This window comes from Crocosphaera watsonii WH 8501 (assembly GCF_000167195.1).
GTDB classification, from domain to species: Bacteria; Cyanobacteriota; Cyanobacteriia; order Cyanobacteriales; family Microcystaceae; genus Crocosphaera; species Crocosphaera watsonii.
In genome coordinates, this window is record NZ_AADV02000005.1 from 110,672 (window position 1) to 132,188 (window position 21,517).

A 21,517-nucleotide genomic window follows, 5' to 3' on the forward strand; every position below is an offset into this window, starting at 1 on the left:
AAGTTAGAAGTCAGTGGCAGACTGAGAAAAATTTATGATGGTTTCCGAGGCGTTATTAGAGAAATTAAGCGATATTCTCAACCGAGATCCAGGGGTCAACTTGATACCCTCTCCTTCTCAACCTACCCAGATAGAAGTTGAGCAACAACGACTGAAAGCTCAAGGACAATGGGTGAGTGCGATCGCCTCCCTAGAAACCCTCTTATTGTTAACAGACCAAGAAGGCACCTCAGAGGAGACTCCTCAAGGACTAATTCTATCTGCCCCTACCCCCATTTTATGCCATCCCCATCTAACGAAAACACTGCACAGAGGGATTTTTACCCTACAACATCCCCATTATCGTTGGCAACAATTTCAACTAACTGGAGTATCTGAGGGAACTGAGGATAACAATAGTCCCAAGTTAACCGAATTACCCATATTTCCCCAAGATCCCCTGGCAACGGAACAATTTTGCCTCGTTTTAACCCCTAAATTTCCTTTGTTGATGGTACTGGGGGAGGATAGCTTAGGACTGCCGGCCTTTCAATTTTCTTTTGCCCCTGATATGGTTACTCAAGGGTGGTTAAGCTTGCGATCACGTCTCAAGTTAGTCAACCATCCCCAACTTGCTTATTTAGACCAATTAGTTGAACAATTTACACCTGTAACTCCCAGTTATCAAGTGGTCACAGAGTTTACTCGATTATTACTGCATTATTGTCCACAAATTCCTCCTATTATTACTCGCAAAAATTCCTATATTCAAGACTTACAAGAAAATCATCATCAACCCCAGTCCCGTCAACAGAAACCTTTAACCGCTTCTCAGGTTGAAGAAACCACAGACATTGCTTTACTGCAAGCCTTAAGTCATGAAATTCGTACCCCCTTGACCAGTATTCGCACCATGACCCGTTTACTGTTGAGAAATAAGGACTTACAACCGAAAATGACTCGGTTATTAGAAAATATTGATCAAGAATGTAGTGAACAAATTAACCGCATGGAGTTGATTTTTAAAGCTACGGAATTGAAGAGTAAAAGTGATCAAGATTGCTCCGTAGAATTAGTTAAAATATCCTTAGATAGCCTATTTCATCAATCTATTCCCCGTTGGAAAAAACAAGCACAAAGACGAAATGTTGATTTAGAGATCGGACTGCCTAAAAAGTTACCACAAGTGGTCAGCGATCCAGGAATGTTAGATCAAGTTTTAACAGGTTTGATAGAAAAATGTACCCGTAGTCTTGCTGGTGGGGGAGAAATTAAAGTACAAATTACAACAGCCGGTCATCAATTAAAACTACAATTTCAGACAGAATCTCATCGAGAACATAACCCTTTCAAAGCCTTGGGACAACTATTATTATTACAACCAGAAACCGGAAGTGTTAGTTTAAATTTGGACGTGACAAAAAACTTATTTAACCGCTTAGGGGGTAAGTTAATTGTTCGTCAGCGATCGCAACAAGGAGAGATTTTCACCATTTTCTTACCGTTAAATTAAATTTGGGTAGGGGTCAACGGCCGTTGACCCCTACCCAAATGTTTCTAAACCTGATAACTTTCTTCAGGGGTTCCTTCGTGAACGGTTTTCACCCATTTTAAGCGTTTGGGACGAATAGACATCCGCGCCGTAACACAGGGCATAATAATTAACCAGTGCATCATATATACCATTCCCCGTAAAGTTTGCCACCCGAAACCAAAGATATCCATAAACTGAAACGTCTCTTGATTTTTGATCCGACGTAACCCTGTAAACATTCCCCAAAAAGACAGAGATAACATTAACCCAGTCAATGGACCCAATACAGGTAAACGATGACGAGTAACAATCATCATAAGATCAGGAATAGCTGCGGTAGGGAGAAGATACTGCATCAAAATAAAGGAGATCAGATCAAACCTTTTCCCTAACCCCATAGGTTGATTAAAAATAAACCGCCAATAATCTAAATAGCGTTGATAACCCCCTTCGGCCCAACGGTTTCGCTGGTGCCATAAAGCTTTCGCTGTGGTAACTCCTTCTTCTTGAACCGCAGGATGGTTTAAAAAGCCAATTTTCCAATCATCCAAGTGTAAGCGCATGGTTAAATCTAAATCATCGGTGATGGTTTGTTCGTTCCATCCCCCGCAGTTAATTAACGCTGTACGGCGCACAAATTGACCGTTACCCCGTAATTCCCCAATACCACCGAGGGAGATGCGTTTTTGTTGAAAAAAGCTGTCTAAAGCCATTTCTGCTGCTTGTCCTTTGGTCCAGAAGTTCAGGGGTTCATTGGCGATCTGTTTCCTCACTTGGACGGCACCAATTTTTTCTTGATTAAATAAGGGAACCACCCGTTTTAGTAAGTCTGGTGTTACTTTGGCATCCGCATCAAACACAGCGAGAATATCACCTTTGGTTTCCGGGAAGACACCATTTAAGGCCCCAGACTTACCCCCTTGGGCCCCAGCCCCACGATGAATAACATTGAGTTGGGGATAGTCTTTGCTCAAGCGATCGAGTATTTCCGGGGTTTTATCCGTACTATGGTCGTCAACAATCCACAAATCGTATTTTTCCCTAGGATAGTCTAGATTGCATAATTGCTCTACTAATTTGCCGATAACCGCTTCTTCGTTTTTGGCTGCCACCAGCAAAGACACAGAAGGGGCCTGTTGTAAACCTTCCTCGGATAAGGGTTCTGGAATGGGATCGGGTTGAGCAAAAATAAGACGAAAAGCTTGTAAGGTAAAAACCGTGGTTAAAGCAATAATAATTCCTGTTCCCCAAGCGACTACATGGAGAGTCATGACAACACCCCAAACCCCCATCAAGACAAAGGCCGCTTTTTTACGTCTTCCTGATAAACCCTGAAAAAAGTCGCTTCTAAACTCTTCTTCCTCCTCTTCGGGATCGGACCATTCCGATAAAATGGAACTGATGGGATCTAAGTTGTCTTGTTCGTCGTTGTCTATCCAATAGTTTTTTGCCATAATTCAAGGGTTAGTTTAATTTTGTTTTTTTCTACTAAGAGCAGGGGACGATCATTTTTGCTCCCCTGTGTTTGTTAACCTTATTTATCCCATATTTTAACCAAAAATGTTGCCTATTTTACCGGTTATTGATCCTGACTGGGTTAATAACCTGAGTTTCTATAGGTCTCATTGTCTTTAAGGGATCATCCACACCAGCCCATTTTGCCCATAATTTAGTAATTTGTTGTTCTTTTGAGTTATCTTCGTTGTTTAAACTCATAGTTAAACGCCAAGGTATTGTAATGCCAGAATAACCATTATAAGCTCCAGATAGGGCTGCTGTAATGGCAAGAATTGGGAGATGGTTAAATTGAGATGCTTGTAGAATACTTAATTTAAAGTTGTCTGGAGTTTTAGCAAAACAATACAAAGACAATAATAAATGGTTACTATCTAAAATGGTTTTTTGTCGAAACTGTCGCTTTAATTCGGTTAATGGGGTTTGATTATTTAATAATGTTTGTACTTTTTCTAGACTTGGTAATAAGTCTTTCTTGTCTTCAAAAATCAAGTTGATAATTTGCCTAAATAAAACAACATCTTGGATTAATTGTTGATTTAGATTGGTGTGGTTTTTGATTGTTTCTAACTGTTCAGATAATAAATGTTCTGTTTCATGGAAAAAGATAATTAAAGGTAATACTTTTAAAATCAATTCTCCAGAAGTTATTTGTTCATTTTTTGACATGATTGTTTGACAAGTTTTTGGAGATATTGTTTCATTTTGAATTAAATCTATGATAATTTTTTCATTGCTTATTTCCCAATTTAATTTAGGTGGCTTTTGACCTATGATTTGCTGAGAAATCACCGGTCCTAATAAGATGCCCCGAAAATTATTTAACAAAGATTGACTCATAGCTTTTCTGGTAATTATCTATTATCCATTATCCAATTCCTATATTAAGTCTATCATATTGCTATATTCACTAATAAATTCATCGTAAGTTAAACTATCATTTTCGGTTTGTGGACTCCACATTAGTTCAAATTTAAGTAAATAATCGGATGGCATAGAACCTAGACTATTTAGGGCTTCTTTGAGATCATCTGGGGTTCTAATATCTTCAAATAATGGCTTATCGTGTGCCGTTCCCACTAATAAAGTGACCACAATATACATAGCTGACTCATCATCAGGAGAAATCACAGATTTTTCTTTGATATTTCCCTCAATATTAGATAGAGTTTCTGAACTTAATTTGCTTCTTTCTTCTAGGGATAAACTATTAAATTTAGCTTCTGCTTGATCAATATTAATTTTCTGGGAACTATTCACATGATGAGTCCAATACTCGGAACTTCTCAGTAAAATTAGGACAGATTCTTGTAATAATTCTTGGAGTCCTTCTTCTGTACTGGTATCTACCCTTAAACTTAATTCCGTTAACCCTGACTGGACATCTGTTGCTAATGCTAATAAAGCAATTTGTAAGCGAGAAATGGTTACAATATCATTATCTCTCTCTCGACTATAAGCAGTAGAGTTATTATCATTACTATTGCCAGAAAAAGCTGACTTGAGTGTACTGTAAACAATGGCAAAGAGAATAATTCCAAAAATACCAAAGAAGACAACTCCAAAAAATATTCATGCTCCTCCACTCCCACCACTATACCCGGATTTCTCACAAATTAATTTGAAAGCCCAATCCAGAGATGAAAAATGATAATTTTTAGGACTAATAGAAATTTTGAATATAGATGAATAAAAAAATTGACTTTGATTATCCAAAAATTGAGTTTAAGAGGGAATAATTATATTAACTTTTGATTTTCTCCACGGTAAATAAGACTAAATGAAAGTATCAGTCAGTCAACAACTTATGATAGATATCTTTTTTTAAAAACAACTTATTCTACTTATCCAGTATTAGGAATAGTTTTAATTCTTTTGTTAGCAATAGACAAAATATCTTGATAAGGACAAGCACTAGCTATAGCGATAATAATTCTTCTACAACTAATCTTTATTCTGGCTCCCAACTTAAGAAGATTTAGACGTATTCTTCCCACAGTTGCTTTAGCCAATGAAGTTTTTTTTAAACAGTGTTGACGAAAAGCATTTATGAGAACATAAGCCCAGGAATGTATCCATAATCTTAGTTTATTACTTTGAAATGTTTGAGTTGAAGTTCTATCAGCTAACAAGTCTAATTGTTGTTCTTTAATCCGATTTTCCATCTCGCCTCTCGGACAGTATTTTTTTGTATAAAGTTTTGAGGGTGGAATTTTTGAAGCGGGCAAAGATGTCACCACATGGCGCATTTTTAAGCCATCACTTCCATAACAAACTTTTGTCACTACTCTTCTTTGACAACTCCATGACTTTTCTGTTTTATAACGAATAGAGCGATACCAAGTAGAAATTGGTACTAATTTTTTAACTTCTTCTAAATCTTCTTTTTTCTGAAATAAACTATCCATTAATTCAGTTATTGGAGCTAGTTTTTTTTTATATTCATGTTTGGCTTTTTCAATTACATCATCCGCTCGTAACTTAAGAACGCCATTTGTTCCCATAGCTATAACATAATCAACTAAAGGCTGATTTTCACAAAAATAGAAGATTTCTTCACGGGCATAGGCACTATCACCCCTAACTAGGATATGAGTCTCTGACCATTTTTCTCTAATTAGTCCGATAATTCTTTGTAATTCGTCTAAGGCTCCATCGGCTGGATCTACATTAGATGAACGAAGTTTAGCAACTAATAAATGATGCCCACAGAAAATATATAAAGGAGCATAACATACTCCGTGATAATAACTATTAAAAAATGCCCCTTCTTGATTACCATGTACTTGGTCATCCGTGACATCCATATCTAATATAATACTTAAGGGAGGTTTTTATAAGACTCTAAAAAAAATTCGACAAAAGATTTTCAATGGCTTCAAAGTTGGGTTCTATTTTATGATAACGACTCGTTTGTTGGTCGAGAATAGTCTCAGGACAATATTCCAATCTATTAATTGTACTTTTTCCAGCTAACCATCCCTTTTTATCTTCAAGTTCATTAAGCTTTTCTAAAGCGATCTTAAGGGCAGGATCGTGACGTAATTTATCATGGTCATTGACATCTTCATGGCCTAAAATAATTCCATAAAGCCTTTGTGCTAATAACTCATGAACGGAATGATCTACATAAGATTGATGACGATGATCTTGAAAACAGTTACCAAACTTCTCGGTAATTCCCAGTTTTTTATCCAACTCAGCTATCCAGACAATCCCCGCATCTGAAGTGATTAGTCCCCCATCAAAATTAGCGATTATTTCTTTTCCTTTCTGTTTACTAGAGTTGATTACTTGACGAGGGGTTCGGGGATGACTGGGACTCATTAAATCAGTTTAAGGTAAATTGCTTTAATAATTAAATTATAGCATATTTTATTCTAACAATCTAGTACTATTAGAGATTTTATTAATAATTTTTTTGGAAAAATGAGTGATTGATTTATCTTTTCATCTTTGTCTAATTCGGGTTGATTTTAACTTAAAATCTGACAACAGACTGTTGGTTGGGGAAATCTGCGATCGCTCTGTTCAAACCCACTTCCTGTAAGGCTTCTGTGTTTGGCGATCGCAGATTTTGTGAGAAATTCGGGTAACCAATAAAGGTGATCTTGACCAAGTGTTGCAATATGTTCAGACGCATCAACCGCAATACTTAGAAGTCAGGTTACAGGTTTGATTTTTCCAAGAAAAAGCTCTTATTCACTCTGCTTCTCAGATACACGGAGGATTTGACTATGTTGAAAACGTTGATGGCGAGTATCATTCTTGTCGGCGCAACCGCTTTGCCCATGCAAGCACAACGGCAAGGGCCTGGATGCGGCCCTTACGATAACTGTCGAGGGGGACGAGGAGGACAAGGTTATTATGGACAAATTTGTACCAACGATCGCAATGGCCGCTTAAATGTCAGAAACGGCCCTGGAGTCAATTATCGCCGTTGGACACAAGTTCGCAATGGACAAACAGTAATGATTGTTAATAGTGCTATGGGTCACGATGGTGGTCGTTATAGATGGCAACAAGTTTACATCAATGGTCGAGAGGGATGGGTTCGTGCCGATTATGTTTGCGATTAGTTGAGTTTGGGAACAAAACCAATAACTACGGGTCACTTAGATTATGCTGAGCAGCGGACGAGATAAAATGCTAACTATTTAAGCTTTTCAAGTGTCTCCGTAAGAAGAGTTTGCCGTCTGCTTTTAGTCTTACGCTACATCGGCTACTCTTAACAACAGTCCAAGTATTTCTTGGGCTGTTTTTCCTAAAAATTTTGGTAGTTCAATTATCCATTGATAATTAGAGACGGGAGAAATTAGGAAGTAAGAAACTTTCTGATTTGATATTCTTCAGCTTCGATCATTGTATAAGGATGATCTTGCATTTCTTGGGCAAACTCTTCGTCTGTTGCTGCTAAAACAGATAGAGGGATAGCTTTCCATTTTTCACGGGTTTCCCAACGAATGATTAAAGTGATTTCGTCGGGAATATTAGGGGATATCCAGACTTCTTTCCCCATAAAACCAGGAAACTGCGCTAAAGTTTTTGTCCATATCTTATTGTCCAACTGAATGAAGATATCCCTAGATTGGGGAGAAACCCGAAATTTAAGCAACTCGATAACCATATTGTAAATTTTTACTGAATTAATACAACAAAATCTTATTTTTACGAGAGAATGAAGATAGGGAGTTAACGAAGTCAGAAGTCAGAAGTCAGAAGTTCCTCACTACGTTCCGGCACTATCGTACAGAAGTTGTTTTTGAAACAGAGATTTATGCTCCGCTTCAAAAACTATGCGCCTTAAAAGGCGGGGTTTTAGACCCAACTATTTTCGATAAATAAACTAAGATTATTTCCCCGGGAGTGAGATTATGATTAATACATTTTTATACCCTAATAGCATTACTTACTTGATTGTTAAACTCTGTGTTTTATTGGTAGCTGTTTTACTCTATTTTATGTTCACAGCTACCTCCGTCACGTGATCTAATCTGCTACATAAAACTGATACAATGCGACATAATATGACACATTGAGGTTTACTTCCTGCAACAACTGCGAACAGTCGGCGGCAACGGACTTCAATACGCGCCCACAGGTGGCGCGTCCAGTCCTCCTCTGTCCACAGGAGCTCCACGGTATAGCCTACCGCTTGAGCGCGCTAATACTTTAGCGGCATTTAAGTCTCTTCCCCTTCAACCAAAGCACGATAGTCTTGAGCAGACATGGTATCTTCTGATTCGTCATCGAGGTTTTCAATACGGACTTTTAATAACCATCCATCACCGTAGGGATCATCAGCGATCGCCTCGGGGCTTTCAATCATTTCTTCATTGCGATCAACCACGGTTCCTGAAACGGGGGGATAAAGGTCTTCTGCTGCCTTAACCGACTCAATAGAACCAAAGCTAGTTCCTAATTCTAAGGAGTCCCCTACTTCGGGTAACTCTAAAAAGACGAGATCCCCTAATTGCTCGATCGCATAAGAACTAATGCCAATAGTGGCAATTTCTCCATCTAAACGGATGTACTCGTGGGTATCCAAATATTTTAAATCTTCAGGAAATTCTAGATCCATGACCTATCCTCAAAGTTAGCATAAATTTTTTTTGCTTTGATGACCATCAAAATTAGGGGTCGAAAAGGAAGTCACCTTCCTCTCCTCCCATTCCGAACCGTGCGTGAGACTTTCACCTCACACGGCTCTCGGCAATTAGTCCCTTGTCATAGGTACTGTTAACATATCGTCTTTCCATTCATAGCCATTGTCTAGCCAATCATAGAGGTAGTCATTTTTGCTTTTGACATCATGACAGTGACGATGTAGAGCTTGTAGATTGTTGTACGTATCCTTTCCACCTTTCGATTTAGGGATAATGTGGTCAACTTCTATCAAGTCATCAGGTGTAAAGTGTTGCTTGCATTGGGGGCATCTACCTTTTTGTTTCTTTAAGAGTTTTGAAACGCTAGTTGGTGTTCCAGTGTAGTTACCCCGTCTTTTACTCCAATAAGACCAGTTTCCGTCGTAATACGATGCTTCGGGCTTGACCAATTGATGTCTCATAATTTTCGTTTCGGCATGGTAGTAGAGGCTGATTTCTTTTGTTTGAAATGTCCAGTGTCCATGCTTTCCGTATGTGAAATATTTACTGAGAGCATTAATCAATGGTGCATTTCCCTTTTTCCTGCTGGCTGTCCAAGCTCTGAGCATATTCCATAATATGTTATCTTCAGATGAAAACGTTTCCTTACTGCAAACAGTTCGGTAGTAGTTGCACCATCCTTTGATTATGGGGTTTAATCTTGCGATTAATGCTGTTTGCGAGGATTTCTTATTGGTTTTGATAACCTCTTTGATTTCCTCGTGATGAGCTAGTATTTTCTTCTTGCTGGGTTTGATTAGAGTTTTGAATCCAAGGTTTTTCTTCCATCCTGTTTTGGCAGAGTGGTGTTTCCCAGTAGGGTATGACCTGATGTTGAATCCAAGGAAGTCGAATCCTGCTTCTTCCATCTTTCCATTAACTTTTACATCCTTTAAGGTGTGGCAGATTCTGGTTTTAGATGGCTTGATTTCAAGTCCGACTTGTTCTAACCACTGTGCAATCAGTTCTTTACATTGTAGAATAACGTCGTAGTCCTCATGGAGAACTACGAAATAATCAGCGTATCGGATGATTCTGGGTTTATAATCCCAGTTTGTACTTCCATCTTTCCTACGTTTTGTACGGGGAAAGTGGTTTACTATATCATCTATCATACCGTGTAGTGCAATATTAGCCAATAACGGACTTATTACACCCCCTTGAGGTGTTCCTGATTCGGTTTCCTCAAATACGCCTTTGTCTAATACACCACATTTCAACCATTGTTTGATGATTCTTTTGATGTTGTATGAGCAATCTACTTTGGACAGTAGGTGGTCATGGTTAATCTTGTCGAAGCATTTTGCAATGTCGGCATCTAGGACATATTTTGCCTTAGAGTTTATGACTGTATATATTCTCTCTATTGCGTCATGTGCGCTTCTGCCTGGGCGAAAACCATAAGATGTTCCCTCGAATTGGGCTTCCCAGTATGGCTCTAGGGCTGATTTAACCAAGGCTTGCATTACTCTATCTTTCATGGTTGGTATTCCCAATCCACGTTTTTCCTCTCTTCCAGGTTTAGGAATCCAAACCCGTCTGAGTGCCTTGGCTTTGTAACCTTTTAACCTTAGTTCGTTAACTAGCTTTAGTCTTTGGTTAGGTCGTAATGACTTTTTCCCATCAACTCCAGCAGTTTTCTTACCTTGGTTGTCTTGGGTCACTTTGCGGATGGCTAAGAGCTTTGCGTAATGTGACTTTAACAGTAACTTCTGAAGCTGTTTAGCTTTGACTTTATTACCTGATTTAACAGCTTGAAATATTCTGGTTTGAAGCTTGAACACTTTTCTCTGAACTTTTGCCCAGTTGATTGTGTTCCATTCTGGCGTAGTCTTGGTTATACTCGCATTCGACATATTTACCTCTAGTAGAGACTATTTCTTCTAATTAACCAGCAATACGTCAGCTTATCCATACTCATTACAAGTAGGCATTTGCTTCTTATTGCTTCTCACATCCATGACCCTTGCGCTTAAGTTTGTCACTACTTACATCATCGACCTGATGGTAAGAGCAGTCATGGACTTAATTCGTTCCGTTGGTTTGGGTATATCGATTTTAGGTTTCATCTTTCCCCCAAGTTACTTTTAGGAATCTGTGTGGATAGCATAGGCAGACTTCCACTTTTCACTTTGTTCTTTCGAACGCAGCCTGTCAAACAGATTTGGCTACTTGCTTATTTTTTGAGGGTTCAAGTCGATGATTCAACGTAATGTTTAACCATAATCGATTGACTCGGGAAACGGCTTATCATGCTGTTTCATGACGGGCTTCCCTTTTAACCCTGCTTCCATCCTGAATTTACTAAGTCCAAAACGGAGGGTTATGTCGTTCCTCTCAGGATTGCTCCCTTGATTCCGAGTGTGGCTCCTTTAGCCAACAAACCAACAGTTATTCTGTTATACAGGTACAGAACGAGCTACACGCTTGTACTTAGTACAGGCTTTCTAGCTCAACGAATCACACGCCTATGTCTAGCATAAGCCCCAATTAGTTCCTTGAAAAGTAGCCTAACCAATTTATTTTTTCCATCTTTGGCGAGGTTCCCTGGAATATTTGCTTAAAATTTCCTAAAAAACATATCCCTCTGCCAAAAATACCGATTCAATAGAGGTGAATATAATCAACTAGCTTTATGCACGAACTGGGTATTACTCAAAATATTGTGGCTATCGTCTGCGAGCAAGCTAAAGGCGCATCAGTTACCCGTGTTACTTTAGAAATCGGTAAACTGTCAGCTATTATGCCCGATGCTATTCGCTTTTGTTTTGATATTTGTTGTCAAGATACAATTTTAGAAGGAGCAACCTTACAAATTATTGAAACAGAAGGCAGGGGCAAATGTCGTCGTTGTGGACATGAAATTAATTTATCTCAACCCTTTGGACAATGCGATCGCTGCCATAGTTTTGAACTAGATATTATTCAAGGACAAGAATTACAAATTAAAGAAATGGAGGTGGAAGAATTATGTGCGTAACCTGCGGTTGTTCTGAGGGTAATGATGTCACTATGACCAATATTGAAACAGGAAAAACCACCGAGATCAATGGTCATCATATCCATACCTTAGCCGATGGAACGGTTATTACTCATTCCCACGATGATCATCATAACCATAATGAGTCGTCAGAAATTCATGCTAAAATGCACGGCACTACAGTAACTTTAGAAGAAAAGATCCTGCAAAAAAATGACTTAATCGCTGCTGAAAATAGAGGTTATTTTAAAGGTCGGAATATTTTAGCCTTAAACTTAGTGAGTTCACCTGGTTCCGGCAAAACCACCCTATTAACACGGACTATTAATGATCTCAAAGGGAAACTAAAAATTAATGTTATTGAAGGGGATCAAGAAACAGCTAACGATGCACAAAGGATTAAAGAGACAGGGTGTAAAGTCGTCCAAATTAACACGGGAACCGGTTGCCATTTAGAAGCAGAAATGGTGAAAAAAGGCTATACAGAATTAACCCCCGAATCAGACTCAATTTTGATGATTGAAAATGTGGGTAATTTGGTTTGTCCTGCGTTATTTGATCTGGGAGAAGCAGGGAAAGTAGCTATTCTTTCTGTGACAGAAGGAGAAGATAAACCCATCAAATATCCCCATATGTTTCGGGAAAGCAAGGTAATGATTTTAAATAAAATTGATCTCTTACCCTATGTTTCTTTTAATGTAGAGAAATCCCTCGAATACGCCCGAAAAGTTAACCCATACTTAGAAATATTCCAAGTCTCTTCTGTGACGGGAGAAGGGTTATCCTCCTGGTATCATTGGCTAGAAAATCAGTTGATTTATTAGTTTTCATTCATCCCCACCGAACATATCAGTGTTTTTTTGGGAATTTATTAGGTGGGGACTTCTGCAAATAATTTTCTTCAATTGACTGATAAAACGAAAATTTTCGGGTAGAATTAAACTGTGGATTGCTAGTGGTGGGAGCGTTAGGATTATCTAAAAAATCTATGAATAAATCCAATGGTAAATATTGAAGTCATCACCGTTGCAAAAATAACTGTTTTATGCTAAAGAAGTTGTCTTTAAACTCAATCAAGATTAGTTTAGGACTGTTAGTCTGTCTTAATGCTCTTGATTGTCTAACCCCACCAAGCCAAGGGGCTACCCTGCGCTTACTTCTGGGAACAACACAGAGCCTCAACATAAGAGAAATAACAACCCTAGACTTTCTAGACCCCGATATTCTCGCTCTATTGATCCCTCCCCAAGAAGGAGTAGCAAGCCTTGACGATCCCTTTGCCCCAGAGGCAACTGTTCTACAAGCTTTGTCAGATCCAAAAAGCATATCTATAGATTCTATAGTTGCTTCCCTTAGTCAGATCAACCTATACCTAAATAGAGACGATATAATCGTAGAAGAAGTTCCTATCTTGCCACAAGTGGCTGCGTCCGATATTTATAAGGACATCTATGATTTTGGCACTACTACAGCATCGGAACTGAGTAATCCTCTAAGTGTTGGGGTATTACCGTCCCCAGAAGCCCCTCCTACCCCAAGAGGTGGAGCAACAACCACAAGAACCGGAGCCTTAGGAGTTCCCGGCCTCAACACAAATCAGCCCCGCTTACCCCGTTTTGGGGGACCGGTAGCTATTATCGGGGGTCCGTCTGAGGATTTTGTCGTTCCCTTGCGTCAAGTGACCTTACCTTCAGCTAATCCCGTGCAAGCTGGTAGTTGGGGAGATGCTGAACTAGATGTGTTTTTTGCCTCTCTACCCGAAAAAGAAGTGGTGGATATTGATATCTTCATGAGAACAGTGTATCGAACCAGTGTCTCTGATATGGTCAAACAAATTGATGCTAGTTTGGATTTAACCATTGATACTGATTTCAACTCCATGCCAGCGGAGGTTTTCCCCAGGAATGCTATGCCCTCTGGAGAATTTAATCGAACTCCTTAATTGCTCAAAAACGAATGTTCTGGACTAACGCCCTCTCAACTCAACCTTCTTTAGAAACTGCTGTGACAGAAGTGAGTCAAACGATTCTTAGTCGTTTGTCGAGTCCTGCTGATGTGGGCATTTTCTGGATTTCATCGGCTTATGCCAGTGATTATTCACGATTAATTCCCTTAATCTTGGAAAAATTTCCCCTACCCATATTGATCGGTTGTGGTGGTGCCGGAATTATTGGGCAAAATGAGAACAAAGAAAGCTCTGAGATAGAAAACAATCCGGCTTTGAGTTTAACAGTTGGTTGTTTACCCAATGTCAAGATCAACCCTTTTTTTCTCAACCCTGAGAGTTTACCAGATTTAGACAGTTCCCCCGAAATTTGGCAAGAATTAATGGGAGTTTCTCCCCAAGAACAACCCAATTTTATTTTATTGTCCGACCCCTTCTCCACTCCCATTAACGACTTACTGGCAGGTTTAGATTTTGCCTATCCTCAATCGGTTAAAGTCGGAGGATTAAGTAGTAGCAATTTGATGGGGGTTCCAGGAACCGTATTTTATCATCAAGCAGATGATCCCCAAAGTGGGTTTTATCATCAGGGAACCGTAGGGCTGGCCTTGAGTGGTAATATTGCCATCGATACCATTGTCGCCCAAGGATGTCGTCCTATCGGTGAACCCTATCAAGTGGTTAAAGGACAACGAAATATTATTTTAGAATTGTCCCAAGACGGGGAAACGAAATCTCCCCTGGAATGGTTGCGACAGTTGATGGAAGGTTTAAACGACTCGGATCGTAGTCTGGCTCAACATTCCCTATTTGTAGGAGTGGTTAGAGATGAATTTAAACAAGAATTACAACCAGGAGATTTTTTAATCCGCAATTTCTTGGGGGTCGATCCACAGTTGGGCGCTATCTCTATCGGCGATCGCGTTCGACCCGGCCAAAGATTACAATTTCATCTACGGGATGCTCAAACCTCTGCCGATGACTTAGATACCCTACTCAAACAGTCTAACCCACCAACTCCCATTCAAGGTGCGTTGATGTTTTCTTGTCTGGGAAGGGGACAAACCTTATACCAAATACCAAATTTTGACTCTCAGTTATTAGCTAATTATTTTCCTGGGGTTCCCATAGGAGGATTTTTCTGCAATGGTGAAATTGGCCCCGTAGGAAAGGAAACTTTTCTACACGGTTATACTTCTGTAATCGCCCTACTACGACAATTAAGGATTTAATGGAACCTCTTGATTCTACTTCTTTAGAAGTAGGTTTACGGACAATTATTAATCAATTGGGACATCTTTTAGACGTTGATTACTGCGTTTTTAGTCCATTTAATTCTCATTATTCAATCAATAAAAGTATTTTTTATAATAAAAAAAAGAGAAAAATGATAATCAATTAGCTTTGTTAGAACAGACAATTGTTCCTATTCAGAAGATAGAAATAATTAACTGTATAAAAAAATATAGTTTTGCAGAAAAGCCCAGAGAAAAAGCATATCAACTGACGAAAATTGGAGCCTCTTTATTAATTCCTCTCACCTTAGAAAATAATTTTATTGCTGTGGTTGGATTACACCGTAATTGTGATTTTTACCATTGGCAAAAACAAGAAATTGCTATTACCAAAATGGTAGTAGAACAAATAAAATTAGCTATTTCCCAAGCCCAAGCCTACCAACAAGTAAGAGCATTAGCCCAGAGAGAAGCCTTAATTAGGGTTTGCTGAATAAAAGCAAAACCCTATTCTTTAAAAGGTTACACCCATATTCGCGATCGCAAAAAAGATCAGCTTTGTCGGCTACAAACCGCTATAATTGGTAGAAACACCTCCCAGTTGTTGGTCAAGAACAAATGTATCGAAAAGAGGAGCAACCTTTACCGCCCCCAGAAAAATTTGAATTACCTTTCGAGGGCAAATTGTCCCCCAATAATCGTTGGGTAATCATGGCAGAGTTGATACCTTGGGATGATTTTGAGGAAGAATATGCTAAACTTTTTTCAGCAGAAAAAGGTGCGCCAGCCAAACTATTTAGAATGGCATTAGGGACATTAATTATTAAGGAAAAATTAGGAACAAGTGATAGAGAAACTATAGAACAGATTAGAGAAAATCCTTATCTACAATACTTTATAGGTTTAAATTGTTATCAACAAGAGCCACCACTGGAATCTTCAATGCTAGTTCATTTTAGGAAAAGAATTGATGGAGAATTGATAAACAAAATCAATAAAAAAATAGTAAAAAGAGAAATAGACAAGAGTGATAAAGAAGTAAAAAAAAAGGATTGTCTCCAAGAAAAAGGAGAAAAAATAAAAAATAAAGGTAAACTAATTTTAGATGCGACTTGTGCGCCAGCAGACATCAAATACCCAACGGATTTAGGCATATTAAATCAAGCCAGAATTGAGACAGAAAGAATAATAGATAATCTTTATAAACCATTAAGAGTAAAATTGAGAAAAAAGCCGAGAACTTCTAGAATAATTGCTAGAAAGGAATACTTAAAAGTAGCTAAAAAACGAAAAGTATCTTATCAAGAAAGAAGAAAAGCTATCGGGAAACAGTTAAAATACCTTAAGAAAAATTTAGGAAATATAGAAGACTTAATTCAAGCTGGGGCTTCCCTGGAAAATCTGAGTAAAAGACAGAAAAATTGTCTAGAGACTATCAAAAAAGTTTATGAACAACAACAGCCAATGTGGGAGAATAAGACCCAGAGTGTTCCTCAAAGAATTGTAAGTTTAACTCAACGGCATATTCGTCCAATAGTGAGGGGAAAAGCAGGAAAACCAATAGAGTTTGGAGCTAAACTCTCAGTAAGCTGTGTAGATAACTATGTGTTTCTATACAAAATAAGTTGGGAAAACTTCAATGAATCTTGTCATTTAAAAGAACAAGTAGAACAGTATAAAGAAACGTTTGGCTATTATCCCGAATCCGTCCATGTAGATAAAATTTATCGAACTACGGAAAACAGAAATTGGTGTACGGAAAGAGCGATAAGAATCAGTGGTCCGAAGTTAGGAAGACCTCCGAAAACTGTCAGTAAAGAAGACACGAAACAAGCCCACTCCGATGAATGCTTCCGTAATGCTATTGAGGGAAAGTTTGGACAAGCTAAACGAAGATTTAGCCTAAATCTCGTGATGAAAAAACTCCCTGAAACCTCCATTACATCTATTGCTATTACATTTTTAGTTGTCAATCTTTCTAAACTTCTGAGGCAGTTTTTGTCGCTTTTTTTGTCCTTATTTACTAACAATAGAACAGGGGAACTCATCAAACCGCCTTTCATTAATTTTGATTATACTTTAAACAATTTTTATGTACTAAAACTTATTGATTTGTCAGAAAATTCTTGGTCAAAAGTGGCATAAATTTTGGAGAAACTTTTTCAGCAAACCCTAATTAAAAATCATTAAAAAATCCCCAGATATTTAGGTTTGGGGATTTTGTTATAATCTTCTAAAGATTTTAGATTTGTTACGCAACCAACAAAAATACCATGAAACCTATAATTCGTTGGAGTTTAACATTAGGTATCCTCATTAATCCTGTTAGTAACCTCGGTTTAATACAACCAACCCCAGTGGTTGCTCTACCACAATCGGCAATTGTGGATTTTTTGGCAGGATTTCCTGTTTATAGTTTAATTAATCAACAAGGCTCTCCTGTTGGTCGTCAATTAGATGATGGTAGCGTCGTCACTCCAGTGTTTATGAGTCGCAGGGAAGCTGAAGCTTTTGCCACAGAGCTACGACGAATAGATCCTGAAACGGCTAATTCTTATCGCATTCAAATGTTTCCCTTGGGTCGTATTTATGAGGTTGCGCGCCAAAATTCCAGCAACTCAAACCGCCTTTTTCTAGATTATATTCCCAATACAAAAGAATTAGAAATTGCTCGCCAATTTGTCACGGAAAATGGTCAAAAATATCCAGGGGATGTCCCCTTATACATGGCGAAAATTGCATCGGATCAATCTTATCTGACTATTAAACAAGATGATCAAGACATTGTTCCTGTCTTCTTTGAAAAAGCTACCATTGACCAATGGATAAATACGGTTAGTCAAGCCCAACCTGAACTTGCTCAGGGTATCACTATTAGTGTTATTTCTCTGAGTAGTTTGATTGCTAATCTGGAGAAACACGATAATCCTTTACTCAGAAGTTTGCGGTTTTGGCCCTCTGAAGAGATGATGAAAATTATTCGTTCCAATCCTCAAAATCAACCCCAATAAATTGAAGATGGCCTCTGTATTTTCTATCTCCGGACAAACATTAGATCAATGGTATCGTTGGGCCAAACAAGAGGCGATCGCCGCTGAGATCCCTGCCTCAGAGGTAGACTGGTTGCTTCAAACCGTAACTCCCTTAGATAGTTTATCCTTGCGCTTGGGGTTATTTAAAGAGCGATCGCAAATTCCCCTACAATACCCCTTATCAAAATTAACCGAATTATGGCAACGTCGGGTTAAACAGAGAGTCCCTCTACAATATTTAGTGGGTATCACTCCCTGGCGACGTTTTTCCTTAAAAGTGTCCCCTGATGTCTTAATTCCTCGTCCTGAAACGGAATTAATCATTGATTTTGCAGTTGAGGCAGCGAAACAGAGTCCTAACCCCGATCTAATGTTTGGCCATTGGCTGGATCTCGGTACGGGAAGTGGTGCCATCGCCCTTGGCCTAGGGGATAGTTTTCCCCAAGCAACTATTCATGCTGTAGATACTAGCAGTAAAGCCTTAACCATTGCCCAAGAAAATGCTATTCAGGCAGGTTTTTCTCATAGAATCAACTTTTATCAAGGATCGTGGTGGACTCCTTTAGAACAGTTAAAAGGACAAGTCAGTGCAATGGTGTCTAACCCTCCCTATATCCCCACATCCTTATTGTCCGAGTTACAACCAGAAGTGCAAGAACATGAACCCATACTTGCTTTAGACGGAGGAAATGACGGTTTAGAGGCGATTCGTTATCTAATTGATACTTCTCCTGATTATTTGGTTTCAGGAGGCATTTTTTTAGTGGAAATGATGGCGGGACAAGGAGAAACAGTTAGACAACTATTAGAAACATCTGGTCATTATCAATCTATTCAAACTCTACCAGATTTAGCAGGAATCAGTCGCTTTGCCTTGGCTTATCGTTCTTAATATATAGACTTACTTCTATTAATAATCAATATTACATATTATATAATCTATGCTTATAAGCTTAATTAAATTTTCTTTATCATTTATAAGCTTAATCATAAATTTTTTTACCTCAAGATGTTAAACTAATTTATTAAGTTAACTAATTCAGTTACAACCCATTTGCCCATGATGATGCTCCAGTCTCATCATTAATTAAGTATTATTTGCATGACTTTAGGGTGCGTTTTGAACGCACCTTTTTATTTTTATTCTCTAGTTATTTTTCAAAAAACGTTTATGATAGGATTAGTTGACAATAAATTAAACCTATGGGTAATACAAGCAAGCAAATTTATAATTATACTGTTCTTTTAGAACAAGAAGCAGAGGGGGGTTATCACGCTTTTTGTCCCACTTTGAAAGGGTGTCATTCCCAAGGAGATACCTTTGAAGAAGCTATTGAGAATATGACAGAAGCTATTGAATTGTATCTAGAAAGTTTAAGAGAAGATAATCAACCTATTCCTCAAGATAATTTAATTGTTAAACCGTTAAGTATTTTAGCATGAGTAATTTTCCTAGTGTTAAAGCGTGACCATTTTTCCAGCGTTTGTAAATATTTTTTGATTGTCCAATGTAAATTACTTTGCTTTGAGATGTTCGAGTTATCTTTATCATTCATTTGGCATCCTCTCAAAACTCTTATTGGTTAGGATACCCAAAATTATCAGAAAGATTATCATATATAAGATAAAACTAGATAAGACAGATCACATAGTTATTAATTTCCATGACTTTCAACAGAATCATTAACAGAATTATGATTATGATTATTCTGGTTAAATAAATTAGTAACGGGATCTAAACGAAATCCTGGAGCGGTATAATTTTCGGGTAAATACTCTGCTGGGATGGTATTATGATGACCGTCACGAATGGCACTATAATGAGGGGATAATATCTCGATATCAGCTTCGTTACATTGGTCTTGAATATTTTGATGTAAGTGTGAATAAATATCATGCATTTTTGTAGATTCATTTGTATAAGCATTAATTTCATAACTCACATAAAAATCGTTTAAAGCTGTTTGTAAAACAAAAGGAGAAGGTCTGCTTAAGACATAATTAGTAGATTGAGCAGCCGCAATTAACACCTGATGAACTTTCCGCCAAGGAACATCATAACCAAGGGTAATAGTTGTATGTAAAATCAACGGACTTTTTAAGTCTCTTTTTAAAGAACTATAGTTAATAACATTACTATTCATAATTACAGAGTTAGGAATAGTAATTACAACATTTTTAACTGTTCTAATTCTTGTGACTAAAAGATTTTTTTCTAGGACATCCCCCACAGAGTCACCAATCTTTACTCTATCTCCCAGTTGAAAAGCACGGGTGTAAATCAACACTAAACCCGATACTGTATTAGAAACAACTCCCGTCGAACCTAATGTAAATAAAAGAGCGGCAAAAGCAGAAACCCCTTTAAATGCAGGAGAATCAAAACCTGGTAAATAAGGAAAAGTAAATACAGCAGCTAACATAATGGTTAACCAACTAAGTAGTTGATAAGTTGGTTGCGCCCATTCAGAATAAAAACCAGTAAAGTGTAGATTTCCTGTTTCTATTTCGTTAAAAATAAATTTTAAAAATCGTAAAGTATAATAGGTTAAATAGATAATAACACCCACTACAAAAATATTAGGCAAATAACCAACTAAACCACTTAAAACTGTGGTAACAGCCTTGATTAAATAATCAAAAAGAACGTTAGATATTTTTCTTGTTTGTGGGAAAAACCCTAAAATAAACGGAACAAAACTATAAAGAATAAAAAGAGTAACAATAATGCGAACTGTTTTAATCAGTGTCTTGAAAATTTGGGTTAATTTGTCTGCTGATAACAATTCTATGTTTTTGATTCTAATAGACGGAATCAAAGTTCCTTGCCATCTTTCTATGTGGGAATTAATGTAAGGAAAAATAAAGTCAAATATTTTGAGAATTACTAATAATATTAATAAACTAATCCCGGTAGAAATTAACCCAATTACCCAATAAAAATGACCTCGTTCCCTGCGATAAGCTCTCAAAGCTTTTTTGAGACTCTTTAAATATTGTTCTGCTAAGTATTGACGAGAAGTTGTTTCTGCTACAGCATCGTCTGCGGTTACGGTGATTAAGGTTTTATTGTCAAATAAAATAATAATCACATTACCCCGATCATCAATATCAAATTTATCGTCGGTAATTTCTATATTACTATCATTAGCAATGGTGTTTAATCTTCGGGTGATAATAGTCGCTCTTTCTTGTGCTGACAAAGAGCCATTTGACTCATAAACATTAAAAAGAGTAATATGGTCAAATACCACAGGAAACCCTGGACTATTATCTTCCGTTTCTAAGCTATAACTCTGTAGAAAACTGCCTTGAAATAAGACTAATAATAAGGCTAAGAGTCCTAAAATAAGTCTTTGATATATTTTACTTGTATAAAAATTTAAGAAATAATCTTTCATCCACGTATATTCCCTAGCTATAATTGAATCTATGGTTTGCCATCACTGACACCTATCGTAATTGTGCCTAACCTTTAGCAAATAGGACTTTTTGTTTAGATTTATTTCAGAACTTCAAGATAAATTCTTAAAAATTACTAAATTTATAGCAGTTCTCATATTTGTAAGGTACAGAGTTTGCCCCCCTTACTAAGGGGGGATGGGGGGATCAAAGTAAGCAAGTAAATAGAAAGTCTTTCAAACCCGCCGTT

20 protein-coding genes and 1 pseudogene are annotated in these 21,517 nt (G+C 37.7%); 11 read left to right on the forward strand and 10 right to left on the reverse strand.

What is annotated here, in order from left to right; genetic code table 11:
• Positions 1 to 34: 34 nt before the first annotated feature.
• Positions 35 to 1,492, forward strand: a complete 1,458-nt coding sequence (locus tag CWATDRAFT_RS10260) for a sensor histidine kinase (RefSeq protein ID WP_007304910.1) — start codon at positions 35 to 37, stop codon at positions 1,490 to 1,492.
• A 44-nt stretch (positions 1,493 to 1,536) separates the two neighbouring features.
• Here the strand turns inward: CWATDRAFT_RS10260 and CWATDRAFT_RS10265 are convergent, their stop codons facing one another.
• From CWATDRAFT_RS10265 to CWATDRAFT_RS37170, 5 genes and pseudogenes are all read right to left on the reverse strand, one after another.
• A complete protein-coding gene (locus tag CWATDRAFT_RS10265; RefSeq protein ID WP_007304989.1) occupies positions 1,537 to 2,967 on the reverse strand; it encodes a glycosyltransferase family 2 protein in 1,431 nt (476 codons plus the stop codon).
• Between the two features lie 118 nt (positions 2,968 to 3,085).
• Positions 3,086 to 3,820 (reverse strand): ADP-ribosylglycohydrolase family protein, encoded by a 735-nt coding sequence (locus CWATDRAFT_RS10270; RefSeq protein ID WP_232287063.1) that lies wholly within the window; start codon positions 3,818 to 3,820, stop codon positions 3,086 to 3,088.
• Positions 3,821 to 3,907: 87 nt separating this feature from the next.
• Positions 3,908 to 4,600 carry a DUF1517 domain-containing protein gene (locus CWATDRAFT_RS10275; protein WP_085961746.1) on the reverse strand — a complete coding sequence of 231 codons (693 nt, stop codon included), beginning with the start codon at positions 4,598 to 4,600 and terminating at the stop codon, positions 3,908 to 3,910.
• A 272-nt stretch (positions 4,601 to 4,872) separates the two neighbouring features.
• Positions 4,873 to 6,355 (reverse strand): annotated as a pseudogene (locus tag CWATDRAFT_RS35685) (IS1380-like element ISCwa5 family transposase).
• A gap of 154 nt (positions 6,356 to 6,509) precedes the next feature.
• Entirely contained in the window at positions 6,510 to 6,647 is a 138-nt protein-coding gene (locus CWATDRAFT_RS37170) for a hypothetical protein (RefSeq protein WP_157134065.1), read from the reverse strand.
• A gap of 133 nt (positions 6,648 to 6,780) precedes the next feature.
• Between CWATDRAFT_RS37170 and CWATDRAFT_RS10290 the strand changes: the two genes are divergently transcribed.
• On the forward strand, positions 6,781 to 7,107 hold the full coding sequence (locus CWATDRAFT_RS10290) for an SH3 domain-containing protein (RefSeq protein WP_232287064.1): 327 nt from the start codon (positions 6,781 to 6,783) through the stop codon (positions 7,105 to 7,107).
• 236 nt (positions 7,108 to 7,343) lie between these two features.
• Here the strand turns inward: CWATDRAFT_RS10290 and CWATDRAFT_RS10295 are convergent, their stop codons facing one another.
• The 3 genes from CWATDRAFT_RS10295 to ltrA all read right to left on the reverse strand — a co-directional run bounded on the left by CWATDRAFT_RS10295 (position 7,344) and on the right by ltrA (position 10,529).
• Positions 7,344 to 7,655: a TIGR03792 family protein gene (locus CWATDRAFT_RS10295; protein WP_007304984.1), complete on the reverse strand. Its 312-nt coding sequence runs from the start codon at positions 7,653 to 7,655 to the stop codon at positions 7,344 to 7,346.
• A 555-nt stretch (positions 7,656 to 8,210) separates the two neighbouring features.
• Positions 8,211 to 8,609, reverse strand: a complete 399-nt coding sequence (gene gcvH / locus CWATDRAFT_RS10300) for a glycine cleavage system protein GcvH (protein ID WP_007304983.1) — start codon at positions 8,607 to 8,609, stop codon at positions 8,211 to 8,213.
• 135 nt (positions 8,610 to 8,744) lie between these two features.
• Entirely contained in the window at positions 8,745 to 10,529 is a 1,785-nt protein-coding gene (gene ltrA, locus CWATDRAFT_RS10305) for a group II intron reverse transcriptase/maturase (RefSeq protein WP_007304982.1), read from the reverse strand.
• A 779-nt stretch (positions 10,530 to 11,308) separates the two neighbouring features.
• Between ltrA and hypA the strand changes: the two genes are divergently transcribed.
• The 9 genes from hypA to CWATDRAFT_RS10350 all read left to right on the forward strand — a co-directional run bounded on the left by hypA (position 11,309) and on the right by CWATDRAFT_RS10350 (position 19,308).
• The gene (gene hypA / locus CWATDRAFT_RS10310; RefSeq protein WP_007304912.1) at positions 11,309 to 11,653 is read left to right on the forward strand and encodes a hydrogenase maturation nickel metallochaperone HypA; all 345 of its coding nucleotides are present in this window, start codon (positions 11,309 to 11,311) and stop codon (positions 11,651 to 11,653) included.
• Entirely contained in the window at positions 11,644 to 12,477 is an 834-nt protein-coding gene (gene hypB / locus CWATDRAFT_RS10315) for a hydrogenase nickel incorporation protein HypB (protein WP_007304913.1), read from the forward strand. Before hypA ends, hypB begins: the two co-directional genes overlap by 10 nt.
• A gap of 233 nt (positions 12,478 to 12,710) precedes the next feature.
• On the forward strand, positions 12,711 to 13,595 hold the full coding sequence (locus CWATDRAFT_RS10320) for a hypothetical protein (RefSeq protein ID WP_232287065.1): 885 nt from the start codon (positions 12,711 to 12,713) through the stop codon (positions 13,593 to 13,595).
• Positions 13,596 to 13,609: 14 nt separating this feature from the next.
• Complete coding sequence (locus CWATDRAFT_RS10325; RefSeq protein ID WP_007304915.1) at positions 13,610 to 14,830, forward strand: FIST signal transduction protein; 1,221 nt, start codon at positions 13,610 to 13,612, stop codon at positions 14,828 to 14,830.
• Between the two features lie 172 nt (positions 14,831 to 15,002).
• Complete coding sequence (locus CWATDRAFT_RS38450; RefSeq protein WP_007304916.1) at positions 15,003 to 15,326, forward strand: GAF domain-containing protein; 324 nt, start codon at positions 15,003 to 15,005, stop codon at positions 15,324 to 15,326.
• Between the two features lie 125 nt (positions 15,327 to 15,451).
• On the forward strand, positions 15,452 to 16,978 hold the full coding sequence (locus CWATDRAFT_RS10335) for an IS5 family transposase (RefSeq protein ID WP_007304917.1): 1,527 nt from the start codon (positions 15,452 to 15,454) through the stop codon (positions 16,976 to 16,978).
• Between the two features lie 128 nt (positions 16,979 to 17,106).
• Complete coding sequence (locus CWATDRAFT_RS10340) at positions 17,107 to 17,844, forward strand: Tic22 family protein (RefSeq protein WP_007304918.1); 738 nt, start codon at positions 17,107 to 17,109, stop codon at positions 17,842 to 17,844.
• A 7-nt stretch (positions 17,845 to 17,851) separates the two neighbouring features.
• Positions 17,852 to 18,757, forward strand: a complete 906-nt coding sequence (prmC, locus tag CWATDRAFT_RS10345) for a peptide chain release factor N(5)-glutamine methyltransferase (RefSeq protein WP_007304919.1) — start codon at positions 17,852 to 17,854, stop codon at positions 18,755 to 18,757.
• 311 nt (positions 18,758 to 19,068) lie between these two features.
• Positions 19,069 to 19,308 (forward strand): type II toxin-antitoxin system HicB family antitoxin, encoded by a 240-nt coding sequence (locus tag CWATDRAFT_RS10350; protein ID WP_007304920.1) that lies wholly within the window; start codon positions 19,069 to 19,071, stop codon positions 19,306 to 19,308.
• On the opposite strand, the gene CWATDRAFT_RS41725 is transcribed toward CWATDRAFT_RS10350, so the two are convergent.
• Positions 19,283 to 19,417 carry a GIY-YIG nuclease family protein gene (locus CWATDRAFT_RS41725; RefSeq protein WP_138984607.1) on the reverse strand — a complete coding sequence of 45 codons (135 nt, stop codon included), beginning with the start codon at positions 19,415 to 19,417 and terminating at the stop codon, positions 19,283 to 19,285. The genes CWATDRAFT_RS10350 and CWATDRAFT_RS41725 overlap by 26 nt on opposite strands.
• 103 nt (positions 19,418 to 19,520) lie before the next feature.
• Complete coding sequence (locus CWATDRAFT_RS10355) at positions 19,521 to 21,266, reverse strand: mechanosensitive ion channel family protein (protein WP_007304981.1); 1,746 nt, start codon at positions 21,264 to 21,266, stop codon at positions 19,521 to 19,523.
• Positions 21,267 to 21,517: the final 251 nt, after the last annotated feature.

Bases quoted from the DNA above. Each gene is read 5' to 3' on its own strand.
- CWATDRAFT_RS10325 (WP_007304915.1), top strand. From the start codon at position 13,610: ATGTTCTGGACTAACGCCCTCTCAACTCAACCTTCTTTAGAAACTGCT.
- CWATDRAFT_RS41725 (WP_138984607.1), bottom strand. From the start codon at position 19,417: ATGATAAAGATAACTCGAACATCTCAAAGCAAAGTAATTTACATTGGA.
- CWATDRAFT_RS10260 (WP_007304910.1), top strand. From the start codon at position 35: ATGATGGTTTCCGAGGCGTTATTAGAGAAATTAAGCGATATTCTCAAC.
- CWATDRAFT_RS10340 (WP_007304918.1), top strand. From the start codon at position 17,107: ATGAAACCTATAATTCGTTGGAGTTTAACATTAGGTATCCTCATTAAT.
- CWATDRAFT_RS10335 (WP_007304917.1), top strand. From the start codon at position 15,452: ATGTATCGAAAAGAGGAGCAACCTTTACCGCCCCCAGAAAAATTTGAA.
- ltrA (WP_007304982.1), bottom strand. From the start codon at position 10,529: ATGTCGAATGCGAGTATAACCAAGACTACGCCAGAATGGAACACAATC.
- CWATDRAFT_RS10290 (WP_232287064.1), top strand. From the start codon at position 6,781: ATGGCGAGTATCATTCTTGTCGGCGCAACCGCTTTGCCCATGCAAGCA.
- CWATDRAFT_RS10355 (WP_007304981.1), bottom strand. From the start codon at position 21,266: ATGAAAGATTATTTCTTAAATTTTTATACAAGTAAAATATATCAAAGA.
- CWATDRAFT_RS10295 (WP_007304984.1), bottom strand. From the start codon at position 7,655: ATGGTTATCGAGTTGCTTAAATTTCGGGTTTCTCCCCAATCTAGGGAT.
- hypB (WP_007304913.1), top strand. From the start codon at position 11,644: ATGTGCGTAACCTGCGGTTGTTCTGAGGGTAATGATGTCACTATGACC.
- prmC (WP_007304919.1), top strand. From the start codon at position 17,852: ATGGCCTCTGTATTTTCTATCTCCGGACAAACATTAGATCAATGGTAT.
- CWATDRAFT_RS10265 (WP_007304989.1), bottom strand. From the start codon at position 2,967: ATGGCAAAAAACTATTGGATAGACAACGACGAACAAGACAACTTAGAT.
- hypA (WP_007304912.1), top strand. From the start codon at position 11,309: ATGCACGAACTGGGTATTACTCAAAATATTGTGGCTATCGTCTGCGAG.
- CWATDRAFT_RS10350 (WP_007304920.1), top strand. From the start codon at position 19,069: ATGGGTAATACAAGCAAGCAAATTTATAATTATACTGTTCTTTTAGAA.
- gcvH (WP_007304983.1), bottom strand. From the start codon at position 8,609: ATGGATCTAGAATTTCCTGAAGATTTAAAATATTTGGATACCCACGAG.